16 protein-coding genes are annotated in these 22,215 nt (G+C 47.8%); 4 read left to right on the plus strand and 12 right to left on the minus strand.

Annotated elements, in window-relative coordinates:
• Positions 1-85: 85 nt before the first annotated feature.
• Complete coding sequence (locus H6F73_RS25200; RefSeq protein WP_147688357.1) at positions 86-493, minus strand: EVE domain-containing protein; 408 nt, start codon at positions 491-493, stop codon at positions 86-88.
• Between the two features lie 317 nt (positions 494-810).
• On the opposite strand from H6F73_RS25200, the gene H6F73_RS25205 reads away from it, so the two are divergent.
• Complete coding sequence (locus tag H6F73_RS25205; protein WP_242072666.1) at positions 811-1,485, plus strand: SIMPL domain-containing protein; 675 nt, start codon at positions 811-813, stop codon at positions 1,483-1,485.
• Positions 1,486-1,539: 54 nt separating this feature from the next.
• On the opposite strand, the gene H6F73_RS25210 is transcribed toward H6F73_RS25205, so the two are convergent.
• A complete protein-coding gene (locus tag H6F73_RS25210; RefSeq protein WP_190761498.1) occupies positions 1,540-1,920 on the minus strand; it encodes a single-stranded DNA-binding protein in 381 nt (126 codons plus the stop codon).
• A 440-nt stretch (positions 1,921-2,360) separates the two neighbouring features.
• On the opposite strand from H6F73_RS25210, the gene H6F73_RS25215 reads away from it, so the two are divergent.
• The 3 genes from H6F73_RS25215 to mreD all read left to right on the plus strand — a co-directional run bounded on the left by H6F73_RS25215 (position 2,361) and on the right by mreD (position 4,829).
• Entirely contained in the window at positions 2,361-3,368 is a 1,008-nt protein-coding gene (locus H6F73_RS25215) for a rod shape-determining protein (RefSeq protein WP_190761499.1), read from the plus strand.
• A 98-nt stretch (positions 3,369-3,466) separates the two neighbouring features.
• Complete coding sequence (gene mreC / locus H6F73_RS25220; RefSeq protein ID WP_190761500.1) at positions 3,467-4,276, plus strand: rod shape-determining protein MreC; 810 nt, start codon at positions 3,467-3,469, stop codon at positions 4,274-4,276.
• Positions 4,266-4,829: a rod shape-determining protein MreD gene (gene mreD / locus H6F73_RS25225; RefSeq protein WP_199330766.1), complete on the plus strand. Its 564-nt coding sequence runs from the start codon at positions 4,266-4,268 to the stop codon at positions 4,827-4,829. Before mreC ends, mreD begins: the two co-directional genes overlap by 11 nt.
• Positions 4,830-4,891: 62 nt before the next feature.
• Here mreD and H6F73_RS25230 read toward each other — a convergent pair whose 3' ends face one another.
• The 10 genes from H6F73_RS25230 to amt all read right to left on the minus strand — a co-directional run bounded on the left by H6F73_RS25230 (position 4,892) and on the right by amt (position 21,705).
• Positions 4,892-5,692: an HAD family hydrolase gene (locus H6F73_RS25230; protein WP_190761502.1), complete on the minus strand. Its 801-nt coding sequence runs from the start codon at positions 5,690-5,692 to the stop codon at positions 4,892-4,894.
• Between the two features lie 203 nt (positions 5,693-5,895).
• Positions 5,896-6,354 (minus strand): D-aminoacyl-tRNA deacylase, encoded by a 459-nt coding sequence (gene dtd / locus H6F73_RS25235; RefSeq protein WP_190761503.1) that lies wholly within the window; start codon positions 6,352-6,354, stop codon positions 5,896-5,898.
• A 195-nt stretch (positions 6,355-6,549) separates the two neighbouring features.
• Positions 6,550-6,942, minus strand: a complete 393-nt coding sequence (locus H6F73_RS25240; RefSeq protein WP_190761504.1) for a hypothetical protein — start codon at positions 6,940-6,942, stop codon at positions 6,550-6,552.
• 408 nt (positions 6,943-7,350) lie between these two features.
• Positions 7,351-8,172, minus strand: coding sequence for a 5'/3'-nucleotidase SurE (gene surE / locus H6F73_RS25245; protein ID WP_190761505.1), 822 nt, complete (start codon positions 8,170-8,172; stop codon positions 7,351-7,353).
• Between the two features lie 437 nt (positions 8,173-8,609).
• The gene (locus H6F73_RS25250; protein WP_190761506.1) at positions 8,610-11,330 is read right to left on the minus strand and encodes a PAS domain S-box protein; all 2,721 of its coding nucleotides are present in this window, start codon (positions 11,328-11,330) and stop codon (positions 8,610-8,612) included.
• 177 nt (positions 11,331-11,507) lie between these two features.
• Positions 11,508-12,566, minus strand: coding sequence for an adenylate/guanylate cyclase domain-containing protein (locus H6F73_RS25255; protein WP_190761507.1), 1,059 nt, complete (start codon positions 12,564-12,566; stop codon positions 11,508-11,510).
• Complete coding sequence (locus tag H6F73_RS25260) at positions 12,563-12,721, minus strand: hypothetical protein (protein WP_190761508.1); 159 nt, start codon at positions 12,719-12,721, stop codon at positions 12,563-12,565. The genes H6F73_RS25255 and H6F73_RS25260 overlap by 4 nt, the downstream gene beginning before the upstream one ends.
• A gap of 794 nt (positions 12,722-13,515) precedes the next feature.
• Positions 13,516-13,893: a response regulator gene (locus tag H6F73_RS25265; protein ID WP_190761509.1), complete on the minus strand. Its 378-nt coding sequence runs from the start codon at positions 13,891-13,893 to the stop codon at positions 13,516-13,518.
• A gap of 98 nt (positions 13,894-13,991) precedes the next feature.
• Entirely contained in the window at positions 13,992-17,225 is a 3,234-nt protein-coding gene (locus H6F73_RS25270; RefSeq protein WP_190761510.1) for a response regulator, read from the minus strand.
• A gap of 256 nt (positions 17,226-17,481) precedes the next feature.
• Positions 17,482-21,705: an ammonium transporter gene (gene amt / locus H6F73_RS26820; protein ID WP_242072649.1), complete on the minus strand. Its 4,224-nt coding sequence runs from the start codon at positions 21,703-21,705 to the stop codon at positions 17,482-17,484.
• Positions 21,706-22,215 lie beyond the last annotated feature (510 nt).

Genomic DNA, 22,215 nt, shown 5'->3' on the forward strand with positions numbered 1-22,215 from the left:
GCTTACCCGGTGCCGGCTGCTACTTGCAATTTGTCCGCAACCGCATAACAATTTAACCGATTTACAAGAAAGACTAAAAAAGTCTTTATTCACCGGCAAGATATAAAATTCGCTGCCAATACTCATCCTTAACCGGCATCACCGAAAGCCGTGAAATCCGCAGCAAATCAAACCCTTCAAAATGACTATCTATCTTTATTTGTGCCAGAGTCACAGGTTGTGGCACCCGCCGCACAGGGCGTACCTCCACCACTACCCGCTGAGGATCATTCAATGCCGGATCAGGATAAGGCAGGCTGCTAACTTCAGCAATTCCCACAACCTGCCGTTCCTTGCCGGTGTGGTAAAACAGCGCCAAATCGCCGCTGCTCATTGTCCGCATATACTTAAGAGCGAGAGCATTTTTCACCCCATCCCAAATGCCCTTTCCATCTCGCTCTAAATCGCTGTATGAGTAATCTTCAGGCTCACTTTTTAACAGCCAATACGCCACGAGCCACGCTCCTTAAGATTTTATCCAATTCAGGGGCAAGAATTTTTTAGTACATTTCCCTGCTGGTGAAAGTTTATGAGATGACAGCCCTTGCCGGCAAACCCCAATCTAAACTCTCATCCCTAAAACTGAAGAGGTTTCCAAAAATGTAACCAGTGAAACTTTCTGGATAAAGCATTGGCAAAGTAGAAATATAGATTTGAGCCGGCCAGAACAACTTAGGATCGTTTTTAGTGAGGAGAATTAAGTTTATGCAACGTTTCGTCCCTGATTTTAGGATCGATGCTAGAAATTTATTGCGAGTTTTACCATTAGCGATGAGTTTAATCAGTTTAACGTTAGCCGCACCGGCAATGGCTCAAGAGCAGCCACCGAGAACCCTCACCGTCACGGGAAGAGGCGTAGAATCGATTCCCACAACCCTGACTAAAGTGCAGTTGGGTGTGGAAGTTCAAGGGAAAACCGCAGCCGAGGTACAGGAAGAAGTGGCGCGGCGGTCGTCTGCTGTGGTAGAGCTGTTAAAATCTCGCAACGTCGAGAAATTGGAAACCACCGGCATCACTCTCAACCCTGTCTACAGCTACGAAGGCAATGTGCAGCGACTCACTGGATATGCCGGCACCAATACCGTCAGCTTTCGCCTAGATACTCCCTCAGCCGGTTCCTTGCTGGATGAAGCCGTCAAAGCCGGTGCCACACGCATTGACGGAATCAGTTTTGTCGCCGCCGACAGTGCCATCGCAGTGGCTCAAAAACAAGCCCTGCGAGAAGCCGTTGAAGAAGCCAACCAGCAAGCAGACGCCGTTTTGAGCGCACTAAACTTCACCAGACGAGAAGTGATCGGCATCAGAATCAATGATGCAGCCCCTCCTCAAATCCCGATCATCAATTATGCCGTTATGGCAGAACGAGCTGATAAAGCAGCCTCAACGCCGGTGATTGGAGGTGAACAGCAAGTCGAGGCATCTGTTACCTTGCAAATTCGCTACTAAAGCAGCCGCCGGTTGTCAAGCAAGACACCGGCACTTTACTTAAAAGCGAACCCTTTAGAACTCCCCATCGCCATAGCTACCCCCCGCGCCAGAGTTCGCCATACCCGCGCTATTATCGTTTTTGGAACCCAGCAGATCCATTCGCTCCACCTTAATCACGGGTGAAGATCGATTTGCCCCGCTATTTCTATCACTCCAAGAATCGAACTTCAAAGAACCAGTGACCCCAATCAAACTGCCCTTGCGGACGTAGTTGGCAGCCACCTCTGCCGTTTTGCCCCACAGCTCAAGGGTGAACCAGTCAGGTTCATCAGTCTTAGAACTCGCACGTCTCACAGCTAGTGTCAATCTACACTTAACGCTACCGGACTCGAAATACTTAACATCAGGGTCGCCGCCCACCCGGCCAACCAAGGTTACAACATTGAGACTCATAATCGTCTAAGTAATGAAATGCTAATGCACTGATCGTAGCTGAGGAGAGGCACAGGTAGTTTTGCACGGAAACTGCACCAAGGTAAATCTAACAGCTTGCCGGCATCGCCCTGGTGAGTTTCTCCCAGAAACCCACCGCCCAAGTTGACTTTAAAATACCGTCACAATTTCAGCACCAGACAGCTAAGATAACAGCAGCTACCTAAAAGCGACTTTGAACTTTACCCGGATGACCTACGTAACACGCAGGATTATACCTTATAGCTTCTGGGTCATTTGAGTCGAAGAATTTGTCCATTTGACTAGACTCAGGATAAAAAACGTAATAAAATCCAGCACGGCTACACTCTAGTCGCACACAGAAGCATTTAATTTTGGGGGCGTAGAAACTTGTGGGTCTGTTTAGTCGTTTCAATAATCGCTTTTCCTTATCTAGGGATATGGGTATCGACCTTGGTACCGCCAACACCTTAGTTTATGTATCCGGTAAAGGTATTGTTCTCCAAGAACCCTCTGTAGTTGCCATTGACCAAAACCTAAAAGTGCCACTGGCAGTCGGAGAAGACGCAAAAAAGATGCTGGGTCGTACCCCAGGAAACGTGGTTGCCCTGCGTCCCCTGCGTGATGGTGTAATCGCTGACTTTGATACCGCAGAACTGATGCTCAAACACTTCATCCGACGGGTGCATGAAGGCAGAACCCTCGTCTCTCCCCGGATTGTGATCGGTATCCCTAGCGGAGTTACAGGGGTCGAAAGAAGAGCTGTTATGGAAGCCGCCTCCCAGGCCGGCGCTAGAGATGTTTATCTAATAGACGAGCCGGTGGCCGCCGCAATTGGGGCCGGTTTACCCGTAGCCGAACCAACCGGCAACATGATTATTGATATTGGTGGTGGTACTACAGAAGTTGCCGTTTTGAGTTTGCAGGGCACAGTTCTAAGTGAATCGGTGCGCGTTGCCGGAGACGAGCTGAGCGACTCGATCGTACACTATATGAAAAAAGTTCATAACCTAGTTATTGGGGAGCGAACCGCTGAAGAAATCAAAATTCAGATTGGTTCAGCTTACCCAACTCACGAAGATGATGATGCGAGTATGGATGTGCGCGGCTTGCATCTGCTCTCAGGCTTGCCTCGAACGGTCACAATTAAAGGGCCAGAGATCCGCGATAGCATGGCAGAACCCCTAGCAGTCATCGTAGAAGCAGTCAAACGAACCCTAGAGCGAACCCCCCCAGAACTTGCAGCCGACATCATTGATCGCGGGATCATGCTAGCAGGAGGCGGTGCTTTATTAAAGGGGCTGGATACCTTAATCAGTCATGAAACCGGCATTGTGACGCACGTTGCAGCGGACCCCTTAAGCTGTGTTGTTCTGGGAACAGGGCGGGTTCTAGAGAATTTCAAACAGCTTGAGCGCGTGTTTAGCGGTCGTTCTCGTAATATGTAGAAGTCATTTGTCATGGTTGAGGGTTCACCGCAATTAACACTGAACAATCAACTATTAACAACTGACAACTGGCAACTGACAACTGACACTTAAGCTAAATGTACACATTGCGTCGCTGGTGGGATCGGCATGGATTGCAAGTTGCACTGGTGGTTCTAGCCATCAGTGCGGCTTGGGCGGTGCGCTATACCCAAGCCTCAATCATTTTTGAAGTTTTCCAAGGGGTAACCCGTCCTTTTCAGTCAAGTCCCACAAAAGAAGAGCAACTCGAAAAAGCCCGGATGGTAGCGCGGGACGAACGGTTAGTAGAACTAGAAAAGCAAAACCAAAAGTTACAAGAGTTAATCGGGTATGTTTCTGCCAATAAAGACAAAGGCATTGTCGCACCCATTATAGGGCGAAGTCCCGATCACTGGTGGCAGCAAGTAACCTTGGGTCGCGGCAGTAACGATAATATCAAAGAAGGCCATATTGTCACCGGCCCTGGTGGTTTAGTAGGCCGGATCATTAGCGTTACCCCCCATACTAGCCGCGTTCTGCTCATCAGCGATCCCAGCAGTCGCGTGGGAGTCACCCTCAGTCGCAGCCGCCAAATGGGTTTTATGCGGGGACAGGGCGCTAAACGAGCAGTGATGGAATTTTTTGATAAAGTGCCAGAAGTTCGCAAAGGGGATGTTGTTGCCACTTCACCCGTGAGTGAGCTGTTTCCCGCCGGCATTCCCGTGGGACGCGTCGAGTCAGTGAATCTGAGCAAAAGCCCCGCTCCTGAAGCCATTATCGAGCTTTCTGCGCCCATGAATGCCTTAGAGTGGGTGGTTGTTACCCCAACCAAGCCACCGGCTCCCACAGATCCTCCTCAACCTCAACAGCAGCCCGAAGATGATACTCAAACCAGCAATGAGAACTAGCTCTCGTCGCAGCAGGGTGTCTCATTGGCATCCCCAAACTCGCCGATTGCTTAATGGGTTGGTAACGGTTGGCTCTGTACTTGTGTGCTTACTGTTCCTGCCCACCCGTATCCCAGGAATGGCTCTGCTCGGTATTGGCCCTAACTGGTTGTTAATTTGGGTGGTTGCTTGGAGTGTTAAACGTACAGCCTTTCTTGGAGCCGCCGCTGGGTTCGCTTTAGGGCTGCTTCAGGACGGCATGACAGCCCCCCATCCCACCCACGCTCTTAGCCTTGCTGTGGTCGGATTTTTGACCGCTCGTTTACAAAAACAACGGTACGTTCAGGAAGATTTTATTTCTGTCGCCTTAATTGTTTTTGGCATGGCTATCCTAGCGGAGACAGTTACGGCTATTCAGTACAGTTTGTCTAGCGAACGCACTCTGCATGAAATTTGGAACTCCCACCAGCTCGTCGTGCTTTCCTCTGCCATTCTCAGCAGTTTGTGGGCACCTGTTGTTTATTTTCCGCTGAATCGTTGGTGGGAGCGCATTAGGTCAATTGAAACGTCTTAATTGCTTTGCTGAACTAGGGTTAAAGGTTAGCCCCGGCTTCTGGGAACAAGATTAACTCGATCTCAAGTCGTCTGAACCGCAATGGGTTGTGTGCAACCCAACAGGTAATGAGCTGCAGAGAGCAAATCTGAAGTAATCCGGGTTGGCTGGAATTGCTGCAAGTAAAAACGGCTCCGCAGCCCGCAAGTAAGGGCAATTGTTGGAATTTCTAAAGCTTGTCCAGCGAGAATATCTGCTTCTGTATCACCGATCATCCAAGCTGAAGCCGGCAACACATTTTGCTGAGCCATGACTTCAGCTAATAGCTGTTTTTTCACCTCTGAGTAGTTGTGATAAGCTGACTGGTCGTCCCCAGTTCCCTGAATACAACTAAATAAGTTCGCTAACCCGTAATTCTCTAAAATTTGGGTGGCTTGAGTTTGCCGGCGTAACGTCACTAACACCAGCCGCACTCCTTGCGAATGCAGCAAAGCCAGCGCCCACTGCACCCCAGGCTGTAAGCGATCTTTGTGTAATAAATTTGGCTCATTCACGATCTGGCTTACCCGCCGCACAAATGCATCGACTTGCTCTCCCTGCAAACCCGAACGCATGGCAATTTCAATATCAGGGAGGCGAGCTTGCTTCATTTGCCAGAACTGCTCTTGTGTCAGTGTCTGGAGGTGCAAACAGATGCCTTGATCTTTGTACGAAGCTTCAGTGTCAGCTAATCCTAGCTGATAGGTGCTGTAGTATCGCTCAGAAACATCAATGATCGGGCCGTCAAAGTCACAGAAGACTGTCATTCCCGAAGCAAATGGCAAGGCGTCCGAGCCGTCACTAAATAAAGGGAAATTTGAGTCAGCAGATGTGCTTCCTTTCATAAAACATTCCCTATAGGTTGTTTTTGATATACTTTTTTACATTATCAAACTTTCGATAAGTTTAAATACCTTCCTTTGAATTATAAATATTAGAAAAGCTTATTTTAGCGTTCAATCTTGTGGCCCCAAACCACCAGAAAGTGTTGTCTCCCCCTCTCTATACGGGCGTTTTGCCAAAAGTCTATAACTCCTAACTCCTCTGTTCAACCGGCTTCTCGTTCTAGCAACAAGGTAACAGGGCCATCATTCTCGATGAAGACCTGCATCATGGCACCAAACTCGCCGGTTTCCACACGCAACCCACTCTGCCGCAACTTGCCGACAAACTGTTCATAAAGGTTCCGGGCTTTGTCAGGGGAGGCTGAACGGTCAAAGGAGGGCCTGCGGCCTTTGCGGCAGTCTCCGTAGAGGGTGAACTGGCTGACGACAAGGAGTTCACCTCCAATGTCTAGAACTGATTTCTCCCAACGACCGGCACCCTCATCCCCGACATCCGGAAACAGCCGCAGATCCAAGCATTTGCGAACCATCCAGTCAAGTTCTGCTTCAGTATCCGTGCCGGCAATCCCAACGAGCAAGTTCAGTCCCTGGCCAATTTGACCAATCACACAACCGGCAACCGTCACTTGAGATGATTTAACGCGCTGGACAACAACTCGCATATCAACCGTGAGAAAACCTTAGTTCAACATCATAGAAACACCGGCAGCCTGGTCACTCGATTTTGTCTGGATTCTGGTTTATAGAACTTAGAATGGTGAAAAATTTCCTTGTTTTCTTGCCAGTCGAGTGCCGCTGAACTTCACAGTCCAGAAATAAAAAGATCCATCCTAAAAAGCAAAAATCCTGTTTTCTCCTTACTGAAGCGTAGACTCGACAACCTCTGTTACCTGGTTTAACAGTCCATGAAAAGGATTGCGCTCAGGAATCCAGCCTTCTATTGCCGCCACAGTAATCCCAAGCACAACCGCACTGGCCAAAACACCCACAAGAGAAGGACGTTTTGCGAGTCCAACATCGCGCATAACCCGTGCCAGAGGCCGGCTTTGCCGGCGCAGCATCCGGCCAACCGCAAGCTGTTGTAACGTGAAAGGGTCTCGGACGTAATGGCCGCTCCAACTAATCACTAAACGTTCCTGACAGTAAGGACAGGTATACAAACCTCCGAACATTAACCCAGACTGAATGGTGCCAGTGCGATTGCAAATTGGGCAAGTGACAGAGTGACTATCAAAGGTGTGAGCGTTCATTCGTATTTCCCGCTTTCCCAAAACATGATTTGATTTTTAGCGCTTGCTGAAAGCCGACAGTGGATCTCAGTGATCGGCCAAGCACGGAGTTGAAACGGGGGTGAGTTTCTATAAGCCAACCGGCTTTGAGATGACAAGCATCTGCACTCACCTGTGCGTTGTGAAGGAGCGCCCAAATGTCAGCGTTAAGGGGACATTTGGGATTTCTTTCTGGAGGCTGAGCAGAACGCGGCAGAATTAAACCGATGCGTCCGTTTGGGGTTCCTTTGCCGGCAGGCAAGCTCTGTCGATGTCTACAGTTGGCTAAACCAACACAAGCGAGGGCAGAAGCGGGCTGTTGACCCGTGAAGGTTGCCCTACCTAATTTCTAGTCTACTCTGGTTGTTTCACTCTTCGTACAGTGGTTGTTCACTCATGAGTTTTTGTTTGGGGAATTGTCCAAGGAAATTTCCATGATTGCAAAGTTTGAAGTCCTGTAAAGTCTGTGAGATTGTAATGCAGTGGGGTAATTGTGATGTAGTTGTCGCGAATTTTCCGCACGTCGGTCGGTAACTGTTCGGGCAGATCGGGATTGGCGGTTGCTTCAATTTCTTCAACCACTTCACCGGCAAGCCAGTAGTAAGTTTTTCCGCGCGGATCGACTCGCTTCTGGAAAATATCCATATATCGGCGCACTCCTAAACGGGTGAGGGCAACACCGGCAATTTCTTCTTGCCCGACAGGGGGGATGTTGACATTGAGCAGCATCACTGACGGCAGGGGATGTTCGGCAAGTTGAGCCACTAAGGCAGCGGCGAAGTTTGCTGCCGGTTCAAAGCTGTGGGTGGTGTAGCTCACCAGACTGAAAGCAATGCTGGGAATGCCTTCTAAAAGCCCTTCCATTGCCGCTGAAACGGTGCCAGAGTACAGAATATCACTTCCCAAGTTTTGACCCTGGTTGATGCCAGAGAGCACCAAATCAGGAGGGCTTTCGAGTAATGCCCACAAAGCTAATTTGACGCAGTCGGCAGGCGTTCCAGAACAGGACCAAGCTTTGATCGTGGGGTGAAAAACCGACTCTACCACTTCAGCACGGATCGGTTGATGTAAAGTAAGGCCGTGGCCGGTGGCTGAACGCTCTCGATCTGGGCAAACTACAGTCACTTCATGGCCGGCTGCGGCAAGAGTGTCGGCAAGAGTGCGGATGCCAGGAGCAAAGATGCCGTCGTCATTACTGATCAGGAGTTTCATTAAGTTTTGTAAGGTAAGATTATTGCGTTTGTACTTCTTTACAAGTTTGAAATGGCAAGCACACTTGTTGCCAAAAATTTTCCAGTTGTCAATCCGGGTTCTGATGGGCCGGCATGAGGAAATTTGGATTTGTTGGGCATTTTAAGGACAATGTTACCGTCCAATTTTTTGAGATATCTTCACCATTCTTTGGCTTTTTGATAAATTTTCAGTTCCATCTTTCCTGCCGGCACTTCTGGGAAGAATCTGATGGACTTGCCCGCTCTAAAGCTTGCCCCAAACTTGGCAGTGACCTTCTTTTTTTTCTCAGGCGGCCGGTCTTATCTCGCGCCAGCGTTCATCATAAATTTATTTTATTAACCAACTAGAGAGAGCATTTTATGCCAATATGGTTGAAAATTTTATGAAACTTTTCGATTTTTAATTCATCGCTTCACTCACTCGGTGACAGTTTTCCGCTCGCTCACTTCAGCCGGCAGGTAAACTGTAAAAGTTGAGCCAACATCCACCTCACTGCTAACAGTAATTTCGCCGCCCATCATGTGGCAGAAGCGCTGGCTGATAGCCAACCCCAAGCCGGTGCCGCCATACTTGCGTGTGGTGGATGGATCTGCTTGGGTGAACGCCTCAAAGATAGTCTGTAACTGCTCTGGGGGGATGCCGATGCCGGTGTCGGTGACGGTAAAAGTCACAAATGCTTTGTGCCGGCTGCTCAGTGGGAGAGCCGTTGAGGGAGTGAGGGAAGCAATGGTAGAATTCCCCTGACGCTCTGGCTTTTGGTTGCTGCTAACTGTTAAAGTAATTGTGCCATTTTCGGTAAATTTAGCAGCATTGCTGAGCAGGTTTAAAAGGATCTGGCGCACTTTGGTGAGATCGGCGTGCATCATTAAGCCGGCATCACAGGAAATTTCTAGGGTGTTATTATTTTTCTCGACAAGCGGCTGAATTGTGTTCACCAAATTTTCAACCAGGGTAGGAAGATCGATGGTTTCCACATAAAGATTCATCCGACCGGCTTCTATCTTAGAAATATCCAGAATATCGTTAATTAAAGCGAGCAAATGGTTGCCGGCACCTCGAATTTTTTCCAAATCCGGGTTAATCTCCCCATAGCCTAAATCGTCGGCTTCTTCTTGCAGCATCTCGCTATAGCCGATAATCGCATTCAGCGGCGTGCGGAGTTCATGACTAATATTAGCCAGAAACACGCTTTTCGCTTGATTTGCGGCTGCACTTCGCGCCGCTTCACGAACGGCAACTTCTTTAGCCTGTTGTAATTGCGCTTCAGTACACTGGCGCTGTAGGGCGTTGGCGAGCATTTCCGCAACCATTTTAAGCAGCGCAATGCTTTCTTGCGGCCAAGTTTTTTCCGACGCCACCGAATCAAAGCCGACAAATCCCATTAAAGATCGACCACAAACCATTGGCACCACAACCAGCGATTGGATGCTTTGCGCGCTCAAATGTTCTTTTTCAGCAGTCGCTTCAGCCGGCAAATCGGCCACTCTTGGAATATAAATGTTCTCAAATTGGCGGAGTTTTGTCATCAACCACGGCAACGCGGTTATCGGCACTTCTTGCAAAGCAGATATTTGCGATTGGATGCCGGTGGCGCACCACTCGTGAGTATTGTCAAGATAAATTTTGTCATCGTTGAATTGAAAAATATAACAGCGATCCACACCGGCAAAGGTGGCAATCACTTCGAGGGCGTGATTGATGCCGGTGTCCATTTCATCTGGGGCTAAATTAATAAAATTCGTTGATAGCGTGGTGAGCAATTGTTCAAACTCAATGCGATACTGCAAAGACTCTTCTGCCTGCTTGCGATCTGTAATGTCATTGAGCGTTCCGAAGGTGCCAGTCAGCCGGTTTTCCTGATCTCGAATAAATTGGGTATTGACCTCAATCCAACGAACCCCGCCGTCTTTTGTTAAATAGCGCATTTGATCGCGGCAGGAGTCGTCTTGAAGTTCAATCGGCTTCTGGAAATATTCTTGCCGTTGTTGATGATCGTGTGGGTGAACGTAATTAAAGAAATGAGTGCCAATACTTTCTTGGCGTGTGTAGCCGGTGATTTCTGTCCACGCCGGGTTGAGAAAGGTGAAAAAACCCAGCGCGTCAGTTTGAAAAATTACCTCCTTGATGTTATCAACTACAGAGCGGTACTTTTCCTCACTTTGCAGCAGTGCTTCCTCAGCTAGTTTACGCTCACTCATATCACGCACAATCGCCAGAACTTCTGCTTCTCCACTGACCACAATCCGAGCCTCATAATCGCAGCGGTGACCATTGAGTAGCAACTGATATTCAAAGATTTGTACCTCACCCGTTGCCAAGGCTTGCTCGGCATAGTAGACACACGCTTGAGCGACTGCCGGCGGCAAAACTCCCCGCACATTTTTTCCTAAGAATTCTCGTTCTATCAATAGGGAAAAATTAGTTCCTTTCGCAGCTTTAAAGTCTAGAAAAGTGCCTTCTTTGCTAAGGCGAAACATTAAATCTGGAATTGCGTTAATGAGAGCGCGATTGTTGGCTTCGCTTCGTGTCAGTGAGATTTCTGCTCGTTTGCGCTCTGTAATGTCAAAAAATACGAGAACTGCACCCACCGGCACGTTATTTTCAACGATTGGATTCAATACATAAGACACCGGCAACATTGTGCCATCCCGACGCCGAAAACATCCTTCCCGGTTACCAGAGATTGACCCTGAAGCTAATATTCCTGGGGCGCACTCTGGCGCGTCTTGTAAAGACAAAGGCGATGGCGTTTCTACCAATTCTAAAAACTGTTTACCGATTAGTTCAGATTCTAGCCACCCTAGAAGACGTTCGCCTTCTGGATTAATTGACTGCAAGCAGCCGGCAGGATCAAGCAGGCACAAACCGGCCTCCAAGGAACTGATCACCGCCCTCAGCTGGTTTCGCTCTGCCGAGATCCTCGCATCATGGGATTGCTGTAAATTTGTGTAAAGTTGTTGCATCTGGCCGCACGTACTGGCTAGCGAGTGGGCCAGCATACAGCGCTGTTGGTCAGCTTGGGTGTAAGTGCGACTCACCGACGTTAAAAATTGTTGCCATGCTTCGGCATCTTGAGGTGGGGACGCCTCTAGGATGCCGAGTTTTTTCAGTTGACGCTTCAGGAGATGATGAATCATTCGAGTGCTGTTTCAAAGAAGGTTGTCAGTATCACTATTTGGCTATGCCATTCGTAGCTAAGAGACGCTTAAAAGCGTAGCTGAGGGTTAATCATTAAAATTTTCCCCAAATCCCCAGTTGGCTGCACCCTGTGTCTAATCTCTAGTCTCTAGTCTCCAGTTCCTAGTCTCTAGCTTCTACGATTGTCTGTCGAGGAGCAAATACGTCCTCATCTCTCCTTTACCTTTGACATCAATTAAACCGCGATCCTCAAATTTATAACGCTCGCGGAGTCGCTCATAAGTGGCAGTGGTCACCTGAATTTTGCCGATAATTCCCTGTGATTCCATGCGGCTGGCAATATTAACGGTGTCACCCCATAAATCGTAAGTAAATTTGTGGGTGCCAATCACGCCGGCAACAACGGGTCCTGTGTTAATTCCAATGCGAATACTAAACGGTTGTTCGCGCTGGGTGTTAAATTGAGCGATAGCCTGCTGCATATCCAGCGCCATCTCAGCAATCGCGATGGCGTGATCGGGTGTTGGCACCGGCAGCCCACCGACTACCATATAAGCGTCGCCAATCGTTTTGATCTTCTCTAAGCCGTGTTGTTCAGCCAGCCGGTCAAATGTTGAAAAAATATCGTTGAGCAAATTAACGAGGTCTGTGGGAGATACTTGAGCTGAAAGCTTTGTAAAGTCAACGATGTCGGCAAACAAAACAGTGACTTCTGCGAAACTGTCGGCAATTGTATTCCAGCCCTGTTTCAGCTTCTCAGCAATGGCTTTGGGCAAGATATTGAGCAGCAGACGTTCAGATTTTTCCTGTTCAGCTTGCAATTGTTTTAAAAAAGCTTGTTCTTGATCGCGCAAGCGTTTCTTTTCCAGACAGGCACTAATGCGGGCTTTGAGCAATACGGGGTTGAAAGGCTTGGTTAAGTAGTCTTCTGCCCCCAACTCAATGCACTTGACGACACTATCTAGGTCGTCTACTGCCGAGATCATAATCACTGGAATATGCCGCAGGGATGAGTCTGCTTTGAGCTGCTCAAGCACCTGATAGCCATTCATTTTTGGCATCATGATGTCGAGGAGTACCAAGTCGAACGGCTGCGCTTGCATCAGCTCTAGCGCTTGAGAGCCATCTTCGGCAACGGTTACGGTATAACCGTGCCGTTTTAACCGGCGTCCGAGCAAATCGCGGTTCGCTTCAATATCATCAACTACCAGCACGGCAGCTTGGTCGAGGGTCATGGCATGGCCTCTTTGTTTTTGAGCGCCTGAATCTTCAGCGGCGCGGGAATGCCTTGGGTGGCGTTGATCGCTGGGTATCCAGGATCGGGTTTTCCTCGCGCTTGCAGAGAAATCGGATTTCTATTTATATCTTGAACTAGCTGGATGCGTGGCATAAGTGTTCTGTCCGTAATGTTTGCCTTTTGTGGTTTGGCCTCCTTCGCTGGCAGAGCAGTGAGTGTTGCCGGCAGCTTACTTAAGAATTTGTGAGATTACAAATGCTTTTCCTATCGGGGGATTGCTCAAACTTCGATTTTGGGGAGGGTGAGTGAGAATCGCTTGACATCGCAAGCATTTCCTTTAACCCATTTAATCGAGTCAACGCTGTCAAGACAAAAGAAATTTGAAAATTAAAATATCCAGTTGTTACTAAGGCGTTTTATTTCTTACTATTTTATCAATTTCTCCTTTTTTTAAATAATTAAAAATCTGGAAATAAAGCCGATTATTAAATAAATTTTTCATGGCAACTCCCTGCAAATCAAAATCTAAAACAATAAATAAGTTTAAGCTAATTAATATTCCATCAATCCAACCCAGCTTTTTACAAAAGTTGCATACTTTTAAATAAGATAAGAGAAATTGAGCATTTATAAAGAGTTAAATTTGGCAAAATTACCACACCGGCAGCTCTCTGTTTTCCATGTAAGTACGAGCGTGAATCGGTCTAACTTATTGTGTCACTCGCTGGCGTGAATGTAAAACCTTTAGCATTTGCAAAATCTTGAGTTTGTTGTCCTCCATTGTTTTGGTAATCGACTCCATGAGATAGAAAAAAGAAGAGAACAGCCGTTGAGATCCCCCCACTTGTTTTTTGCACGTCTCGCTTGCCTGGAGGCATGAACGCGTTCCCAAAGGCCGGCAGATTGAGAGCGACCTAGATTTTCACTTTTTACTTCTTTCTGTTGTGTCATGCTTTGGCTGCTTTGTCCAGAAGTGCCTCTATTTTGCCCAGAAGCCGGACAAATTCCACGGGTTTGGTGTCATAATCGTCGCATCCGGCATCCAAACACTTTTCCCGATCACCGGCTATTGCGTGAGCTGTTAAGGCAATCACTGGAATCGCGCTGGTTGTCGGGATTGCTTTAATTTGCTGGGTTGCCTGCCAACCGTCCAACACCGGCAACCCCATATCCATCAAAATCAAGTCGGGAGCTTCAGATTTGGCCATTTCCACACCTTGAGCACCATCTGTTGCGATCACAACTTCGTACCCTTTACGAATCAGACGCCGTGAAAGCATATCGCGATTCATCTCGTTATCTTCAACCAGCAAAATTTTAGTCATCTTTCGTTTACCTAGTAGCAGTTCCAGGATCAGCCAGAAGTATGAACAATGGCTTTCGCAATTCTTAATTCTTAATTGTCAATTCTTCTGGTTAATAACTACTGCCCTCTGCGATCAATGCTGGTGGTTAATAAATCGCGAACTTCGCCCAACAAATCTTCGTAACTGCAAGCTCCTTTTTGAAGAATTAGCTCAACGTTTTCGGTGAGGTACTGCCGTTCTACCGGCGTGAGTTCCATCGCCGTCAGCACCACAACCGGCACGGATCGCCCGGCTAGAGTGCGGCGTAGTTCTGTGATGAACTCAAATCCGTCCATTTTCGGCAGCATCAGGTCTAATAAAATTAAGTTTGGCTGGCTTTGAGCAAGCAAGCCGACTGCGTCACTTCCACTTTCGGCTTCAGTGACACTCCAACCTTCTTTTTCTAATAGGTTCCGTAGCATTTGCCTTTGCATGGTGTCGCCAGTGATCATCAAAATTTGACCGGCACTGCCGGCACTATTGTGCAAACGTCCATATCGCTTTAACAACTCAACTAGGCGCTTATATTCAACCGGCTTGGTTAAATAATCTGACGCCCCTAAAGCGAAACCAATCTTTTGGTTGTCCGCAATTGTCAGCACAATCACGGGAATATCCGCAAGTTCGGGATCGGATTTGAGCGCTGCCAACACCGCCCACCCATCCATATCGGGCATCATAACATCGAGGGTGATGGCGGCAGGACGCAGTGCTTTGGCTAACTGTAACCCGTCCTTGCCGCTGCCGGCACTGGCAATGCCAAACCCTTGTTTAACTAAATGACGCTCTAGTAAATCACGCACGGCTGGATCATCATCAATCACCAGTACCAAGGGAAGTGATGAGGGTTCACTGCTGACAGAAAGCGTTTCTACCCGTTTCCCCGTCTCCCCCTCTCCTCCTCTCAAACGCTCAACAGGGACAGACGCAGCCGCGAGATCGACCACTTGTGCCGGCAGGCGCACGGTGAAAGTCGAACCAACTCCCACTTGGCTTTCTACATTAATCTCGCCCCCCATCATCTGGCAAAAGTGGCGGGTAATTGCCAATCCCAAGCCGGTGCCGCCGTATTTGCGCGTGGTGGAGGCATCGGCTTGGGTAAAGGGTTGAAAGACTTTTTCCAACTGCTCTGAACTCATGCCGATGCCGGTGTCTCGGACGCTAAAAACAATCAAAGATTCAGGGTTCACAACGTCCGATTCCCGCGATCCCTGTTTCCCTTCACGAGTCACTGTCAGGGTAATTTGGCCACTTTCGGTGAATTTGGCGGCATTGCTTAGCAAGTTTAAGAGTATTTGCCGCACTTTCGTGAGATCGGCGTGCATGGTGGCTGTTTGGGGTGATCCCTCACCTTGAGTATGTAACCCCAAAATTTCTACCGTGTTACTGTTTTTCTCAATCAGCGGGCCGGCAGTGCTGACAACCTCATCAATTAAAGCTTCAATATTAAACGTTTCTAGGCAAAGTTCCATTCTGCCGGCCTCAATTTTCGAGATATCAAGGATGTCGTTAATTAAGGCAAGCAGATGTTTGCCGGCAGCATGAATTTTCTGCAAGTCCGGAACAAACTCTTCAGTTCCCAAATCCTCAGCGTCTTCTTGAAGCATCTCGCTATAGCCGATGATGGCATTGAGCGGTGTTCGCAACTCGTGGCTGATATTGGCAAGAAACTTGCTCTTGGCAGTATTGGCAGCTTCCGCAACTTCTTTAGCCCGCTGCAGGTGTTCCTCGGCTTGCTTGCGTTCCAATTCGGAGGCAGCACGCATCGCAAAAATTCGCAGCATAGAGGCAGCGAGTTGGGTGTTTGATAGGGGTTTGGCGCTGAGTACGACTAAAATGCCTAGGGGAGAGCCGGCACTATCAAACAGAGGCGCTCCCATATACCCCTCAACTCCCATTTCAACGAGTAATTGATCGCAAGGAAATTGCTGGTGAACGCTTTGGGGATAGCAGCACAGCTGTTTTCCCACGATGTTTTCGCAAGGGGTACCGGCCAAACTGTACTTGAAATTATCAGCAATCTCGCCGTTAGCGCAGGCGGCGATCGTTTCGACGCTAGTGCCTTGTTTATCTAACTCACCGATAAAAGCCCAGTCTACCTCTAAGGTTCTGGCTAGATATTGCACTAAAGAGCGGAAAAATGCTTCTCCCGTTGCTGCCGAAACGCCTTCAGCGATATTTCGCAATGCCTGTTCTGTCCATTTGCGTTCGGAAATGTCGCGCACGATTGCCAGCATCCGATCTTTCCCTCTCAGGGGAACCCGTTTGAGGTTGATTTCTACCCAGATCGGTTGGCCCGCCTTGTTTTGACACAGCCATTCAAAGAGCTGAGGTTCACCGGCTGCTGCTTTAATCACCCACTGCCGTGCCCGTTTTTTGGTATAGGGGGGTTGATCGCCACTTAAAACGTCTAGATTTAAGGTTCTGGCTTCTTCAGCGCTATAGCCGAAAAGCTCGCACATTTTCTCGTTTACATCAAGGATCATGCCGGTTTCCCAATCATGAACCACAATTGCGTCTGTGGCGCTGTCAAAAATCGCCCGGTAATTGGTCTCGGACATTCTCAACGCTTGTTCTGCTTGCTTGCGTTCGGTGATGTCGCGGGTAATTGTCAGCAGGCACTGTTCTCCGCCTAAGTTGATCACTTCTGCGGAGAACAGTCCCACGTGAATCGCACCGGCTTTTGTCCGAAATTCGATTTCTTGGTTAGTAACAGCGCCGTGTTGTTGAAAACTTTTCAGCATTTGGGCGCGTTGCTGTGGATGAACCCAGATGTTGCGTTCTGCTGAAGTGTAGCCAATGAGCTCTTGCCGGTTGTAGCCGGTGATTCGCAGGAAACTGTCATTGACTTCAATAAAACGCCCTTCTGTCAGGGTGCTAATTGTGATGGCATCGGGACTGGCAAGAAAGGCTTTGGAGAACTTTTCTTCAGAGTTCGACAGTGCTTGTGCAGTCAGTCGTTTCAGATGGCGCACGAGGATATAGGCAAGAACGCCGGTGGACACTAGCAGCAACCCACCCCCAATTTGCCACCACTGAGCCGGCAATAAGCTTAAGCTGATCAAGTTTGGCAGTGTTACCCACTGAAGCGCATAAGCGGAAATACAAGCAGCCAAACCAGGCGTCAGAAATTGCGGTGAGTCTAAAGCACTTTCTAGTCGGGCGCGAGAGCTTTTCTGATACTGGAGTTTTAATTGATAATTTTCTTGACAAAATCGCTGTTGTTCTAACTGATAGAATGCCCAAACGGCGGCTAGAATCAAACAAGCTCCTGACACCCCTGCCAAGTCATGCGGAAGCTGGAATTTCATGGCTTTACTTTCCCTACCAATAGCCCAAACCGCTGGCACTTTCCACAAGTATCAGCGCCGGCTGCCTTTGCAATAATCTTAAGCGCGTTCGTCCTTACTGTGAACAACAAGCTTTGCTACACCGGCATTGCTCGGTTGTTAGCAAGCGCAACGCTTCCTATTAAAGAATTATCGACTTAGCTGTAGAAGGAAATTAATTCAAAAACAGAAAAGGTAAAAAAATTTAAGTTTCTTTTCCTTTTCTTGGTTTTAATTTTCACAGTTTATCGGGCAAGCTTGCCATGAGGAGATCACGGACTTGATGCAGCAGTTCCTCACAGGTGTGCGCTCCTTTTTGGAGAATCTGCTCAACACAACCATTGAGAAATTGATAATCTGCCGGCGTTAAATCCATTGCCGTAACAACCACAATCGGAAGGGTTCGCGTCTGGGGATTGTTGCGTAATTTAGTAATCACCTCAAACCCATCCATCTGGGGCATCATTAAATCTAACAAAATTAAGTCTGGACAATTTTCAGCAACCCGATCTAAAGCTGCCCGTCCATTTTCCGCTTCAGTGACATTCCAACCCTCTCTTTGTAAAGTCCGTCGCAGCATTTCGCGGGTGACAGAATCATCTTCAACAATCAGAATTTGACCGGCCCGATCTTGCCGGTATTTGCGTAATAAACTAAGAAGGCGATTGCGATCAATCGGTTTAGTTAGAAAATCTGAGGCACCCAAGGCAAAGCCAAGATTTTTATGATCCATAATTGTGGCAACAATCACCGGCACATCTGCCAGATCCGGATCAGCTTTGAGGGTTGCCAACACCGCCCAGCCATTCATTCCCTGCATCAGCACATCCAGTACGATCGCGGCTGGGTGCAGTTCTTTTGCCAGCTGCAACCCGATCTCGCCGGTGGCTGCTGTCTCAATGCGAAAGCCTTCTTTTAACAGCCGGCGTTCAATTAAATCGCACACGGCTGGATCGTCGTCAATCACTAGCACTAGAGGGCGGGTTGGGGGTTCACTCTTGACAGAAAGTTTTTCTCCCCCTTTCTTCTCCCCCTCTCCCTCCTTCTCAACTATTACTTTTTGGACACCGGCATCTGTCACCTTTGCCGGCAGGCGTACGGTGAAAGTCGAACCCACTCCCTCTTGGCTTTCTACATTAATCTCGCCCCCCATCATCTGGCAAAAGTGGCGCGTAATTGCCAATCCTAAGCCGGTGCCGCCGTATTTGCGCGTGGTGGAGGCGTCGGCTTGGGTAAAGGGTTGAAACACTTTTTCCACTTGTTCTGGACTCATGCCGATGCCGGTGTCGCTGACGCTAAAAACGATCAAGGATTGGGAATTAGGTGTTGCCAATTCTCTGGTTACTGAAATGGAAATTGTGCCGTTTTCCGTAAATTTGGCGGCGTTGCTCAGGAGGTTAAAAAGTACCTGTCTCACCTTGGTCATATCGGCGTGCATGATGCCAATTTTACGGTCGGACTGTACGTTTAAGTTATTGTTATTTTTCTCGATAACGGGCTGAATTGTGGCAGCAATTTCCATGATCAATCCCCCAACATCAAAGGGTTCTAAATAAAGCTCCATCCGACCCGCTTCAATTTTAGAAATATCGAGAATATCGTTAATTAAATTGAGTTGATGTTTGCCGGCAGCCCGAATTTTCTCTAAATCTGGAACGATATCTGTATAGCCAAAATCCTCGGCTTCTTCTTGCAGCATTTCGCTATAACCAATGATCGCATTCAGCGGGGTTCGCAACTCATGACTCATGTTCGCCAGAAACGTACTTTTGGCTCGGTTTGCGGCTTCTGCGGCTTCCTTTGCCTTGCGTAACTCTTCTGCTGCTAGTTTACGCTCGGTGATATCTTCTACCATGCCTTCATAGTAGAGGATATTGCCGGTGTTATCGCGTACCACCCGGGCGTTTTCAGAAATCCAAATGATGCTACCGTCTGTGCGATAAACCTCAGATTTAAACCCAAAAACAGCCTCATTTTCTGCCATTTGTGCTATAAATTCTGCACGGCGGTTGGGCTGTACATATAACTGCCGATCAATGTCTGTGAGTTGATCCATCAATTCTGCCGGCGTGGCATAACCATAAAGTCTTGCCAATGCAGGATTTGCACTTAAGTATCGCCCCTCTGGGGTTGTTTGAAAAATTCCATCAACCGCATTTTCAAAAATGCTGCGATATTTCGCCTCAGCTTGTTTGAGTGCCTCCACGGCTTGCTTACGTTGAATGACTGTTCCCAGCTGCGTTGCCACGGCTAAAACCAATTCAACTAATCGTTTATTCTCTTGGCGAGAAGCAAACATAAAGAAAATCAGAATGGCGACAACCTGGTTATCAGCAATAATAGGAACGCCAAGCGCGCATTTAAGCCCAACAATTTGCGCTAAAGGAGCGCGTAAAAATATGGTTTCTTTTTGGGTAGAAACATTTGGAATCCATTCGGGCTGCTGTGACATCCAAATTCGCCCAGGCAACCAAATGCCGGGAGGAAACGTTAGCCCTTCACTCAGGGATCTAAACTCTTGTAATCTTTCGCTATTGCTATACCACGCCGGACTGCATTCTAGCACTGTCCCCCCAGAGGCGGGAACCCAAGCTTCTCCATAATTCCAACCCGTTGCTTCACAGACTTTTGTCAGCGCCACACCTAAGGCTGAGTGAAAATCTGGAGCTTCATTAATTGCTTGCATCATGGTCTGCAAAAGACGAATTTCATCTTCTGCTTGCTTGCGATCAGTGATATCTCGAAATGTGCCGATATAAAAGGTTGTGGTAACGGGTTGGCGACTTTTTTTGGAGGTTTTTTGCTGTTTCTCGATTGATTCGGTGATAATAACTTCCATTGGAAAAGTTGAATTATCTGCCCGCCGGCCTAAAGTTGAGAAGGGAGCGTTAAAAATTGAAAAGGGAAAAATTTTGCTATTTTCAATTTCTGCTGTTTCTAGCTGTGTTCCGAACAGTTGGGCGATAGATTGCTCTCTAATTTCCTCTTCTTTATAGCCAAATATATTCTCGGCAGCGGGGTTTAAGCTGAGGATTCGCCCTTGTTGGGAAAAGGTGATAATTCCATCCATAGAGCTTTTAACAATGGCTTCTGTGCGGGCGATCTCGCCTTCTAGGGCTTCCATAACGCGGTTATACCGGCAGGCTATCTGGCCAACTTCTGTGAAGGGTTCCACCGGCACTCTCACACTCAGATTGCCTGTTTTTGATTGCTGATCCATCACCATATAAAGTTCTAACAAATCGGTTTTAGCTCCATGTTCGGAAATATTAAGTCCAATGCGTTCTTGAGTGCGGGTAACGCGCAGTGGTAAGAAGCGATTAATCAGCCGCAGCAGCATAAAACTCAGACCAAATGCCCAGATAAAACACGCAAAAATACCGAGAAGTTGCATTTGAATTTGCCCGAAACGATCCAATCCTGTCCCCAAAAGCTGGGTGTTGCCAAATAAGGCAACGGCTAGGGTTCCCCAAATGCCGGCTCCTAAATGAACGGGAATCACGCCGACTGCATCATCGATTTTGAGGCGTTCGAGTAAAGATTCGGTTGCTAGCATGACGATGCTGCCGACTGCGCCGATAATCAGGGCTGAGCCGGTGCTGACGGCATCGCAGCTGGCGGTGATGGCGACTAAGCCGGCTAAAGAACCGTTCATGACTGAGTTAACATCGGCACGCTGGTATTTGAAATAACCGGCAAAAAGGGCTGCAATCTGACCGGCAGCGCCGGCAAGCACGGTGTTTAGGATGATGATGGGAACGCGTTCATTAAAGGCGAAGGTGCTGCCGCCATTGAAGCCAAACCAACCAAACCACAGCAGCAGGGTTCCCAGCAGTGCGAGGGGAACGTTGGCACCGGCAATTTTTCTGGGGGGTCGATTTTTGGGAAACCGGCCCATACGAGGGCCAATAATTAGAATTGCAGCGAGGGAAATCCAGCCGCCAACACTGTGAACGACGGTTGAGCCGGCAAAATCGACGAAGCCTAAATTGGCTAGCCACCCTGCCGGTGTCCCCACATCGGCACCATTCCAGATCCAGTGGCTAAATACAGGATAGATAAAACCTGAAACCAGCGCCGCCATTAAGATATAGCTGCTAAAGCGCATTCGTTCTGCGACTGCCCCAGAAATCAGCGTGACTGCGGTTGAGCAGAACATTAATTGAAAGATAAAAAAGGCTGTCTCTCTCATCCCGACAGCACTTTCATCGATTGCGAAATTTGGGATAAAGCCGGTTGTGCCTATCCAGCCACCCCAAGAGTGGCCAAACATCAGGGCGTAGCCGAACGCCCAAAACAGGACAGCACAGACGCCGAAATCGGTTAAATTTTTAATCGCAACATTAATATTATTTTTGCTGCGCGTCAGCCCAGATTCCAGGCATAAAAATCCAGCCTGCATTAAAAAAATCAGGCTGCTACTGACTATAAGCCATAGAAGATCGACCATTGAGCTGTCCATCCCCGACTTTCCCCTCTATTACAATGAAAGTTGTAAATTCAAAAATTAGTTGAATAATTTCAATTTTCTCTGCTATTTTCTTTTTAAAAGCTATTTTCAGGGTTTTTCAGTATTTTTTACAAATTTATATAGATTTTATAAATTACTAATAAGTTTGACATTTTTTTATTTAAAAAGAAGCGGCTATTTTAGGCTTGGGACTTAAAAAAGTAAAACAGACAAATCTGATTCTGTGGTCGAGTGCCAATAAAATAACCTGACTTGCGGCAGTGTTATACCGGCTAATTACTCCTTAAAAAGAGCTAATTGAAGGTAAAAATCCCTGAAGCAAGAGACGGTTGTCGAAAATGCAAATCAGGACGTATCAAACGCTACTAAATTGCGTTTGGCAAAAACGGATTTTGTTAAGTTAAGCAAGTCTCAGAGGGAGTTATCCGGAAAAGAAGAACACATCCCTGCTCATGTTATTGTTGGCGATTGCTTCAACGATCAAAGCGCGTAATAATTCTT

This window comes from Microcoleus sp. FACHB-68, from assembly GCF_014695715.1.
GTDB lineage: Bacteria > Cyanobacteriota > Cyanobacteriia > Cyanobacteriales > Oscillatoriaceae > FACHB-68.

What these genes read in the sequence shown, in the direction of transcription:
- H6F73_RS25260 (WP_190761508.1), bottom strand. Translation starts at nt 12,721, where the DNA reads ATGCCACGCATCCAGCTAGTTCAAGATATAAATAGAAATCCGATTTCT.
- dtd (WP_190761503.1), bottom strand. Translation starts at nt 6,354, where the DNA reads ATGCGAGTTGTTGTCCAGCGCGTTAAATCATCTCAAGTGACGGTTGCC.
- H6F73_RS25265 (WP_190761509.1), bottom strand. Translation starts at nt 13,893, where the DNA reads ATGACTAAAATTTTGCTGGTTGAAGATAACGAGATGAATCGCGATATG.
- surE (WP_190761505.1), bottom strand. Translation starts at nt 8,172, where the DNA reads ATGAAACTCCTGATCAGTAATGACGACGGCATCTTTGCTCCTGGCATC.
- H6F73_RS25230 (WP_190761502.1), bottom strand. Translation starts at nt 5,692, where the DNA reads ATGAAAGGAAGCACATCTGCTGACTCAAATTTCCCTTTATTTAGTGAC.
- H6F73_RS25255 (WP_190761507.1), bottom strand. Translation starts at nt 12,566, where the DNA reads ATGACCCTCGACCAAGCTGCCGTGCTGGTAGTTGATGATATTGAAGCG.
- H6F73_RS25205 (WP_242072666.1), top strand. Translation starts at nt 811, where the DNA reads ATGAGTTTAATCAGTTTAACGTTAGCCGCACCGGCAATGGCTCAAGAG.
- H6F73_RS25250 (WP_190761506.1), bottom strand. Translation starts at nt 11,330, where the DNA reads ATGATTCATCATCTCCTGAAGCGTCAACTGAAAAAACTCGGCATCCTA.
- H6F73_RS25270 (WP_190761510.1), bottom strand. Translation starts at nt 17,225, where the DNA reads ATGAAATTCCAGCTTCCGCATGACTTGGCAGGGGTGTCAGGAGCTTGT.
- H6F73_RS25240 (WP_190761504.1), bottom strand. Translation starts at nt 6,942, where the DNA reads ATGAACGCTCACACCTTTGATAGTCACTCTGTCACTTGCCCAATTTGC.
- H6F73_RS25215 (WP_190761499.1), top strand. Translation starts at nt 2,361, where the DNA reads ATGGGTATCGACCTTGGTACCGCCAACACCTTAGTTTATGTATCCGGT.
- mreD (WP_199330766.1), top strand. Translation starts at nt 4,266, where the DNA reads ATGAGAACTAGCTCTCGTCGCAGCAGGGTGTCTCATTGGCATCCCCAA.
- amt (WP_242072649.1), bottom strand. Translation starts at nt 21,705, where the DNA reads ATGGACAGCTCAATGGTCGATCTTCTATGGCTTATAGTCAGTAGCAGC.
- H6F73_RS25210 (WP_190761498.1), bottom strand. Translation starts at nt 1,920, where the DNA reads ATGAGTCTCAATGTTGTAACCTTGGTTGGCCGGGTGGGCGGCGACCCT.
- mreC (WP_190761500.1), top strand. Translation starts at nt 3,467, where the DNA reads ATGTACACATTGCGTCGCTGGTGGGATCGGCATGGATTGCAAGTTGCA.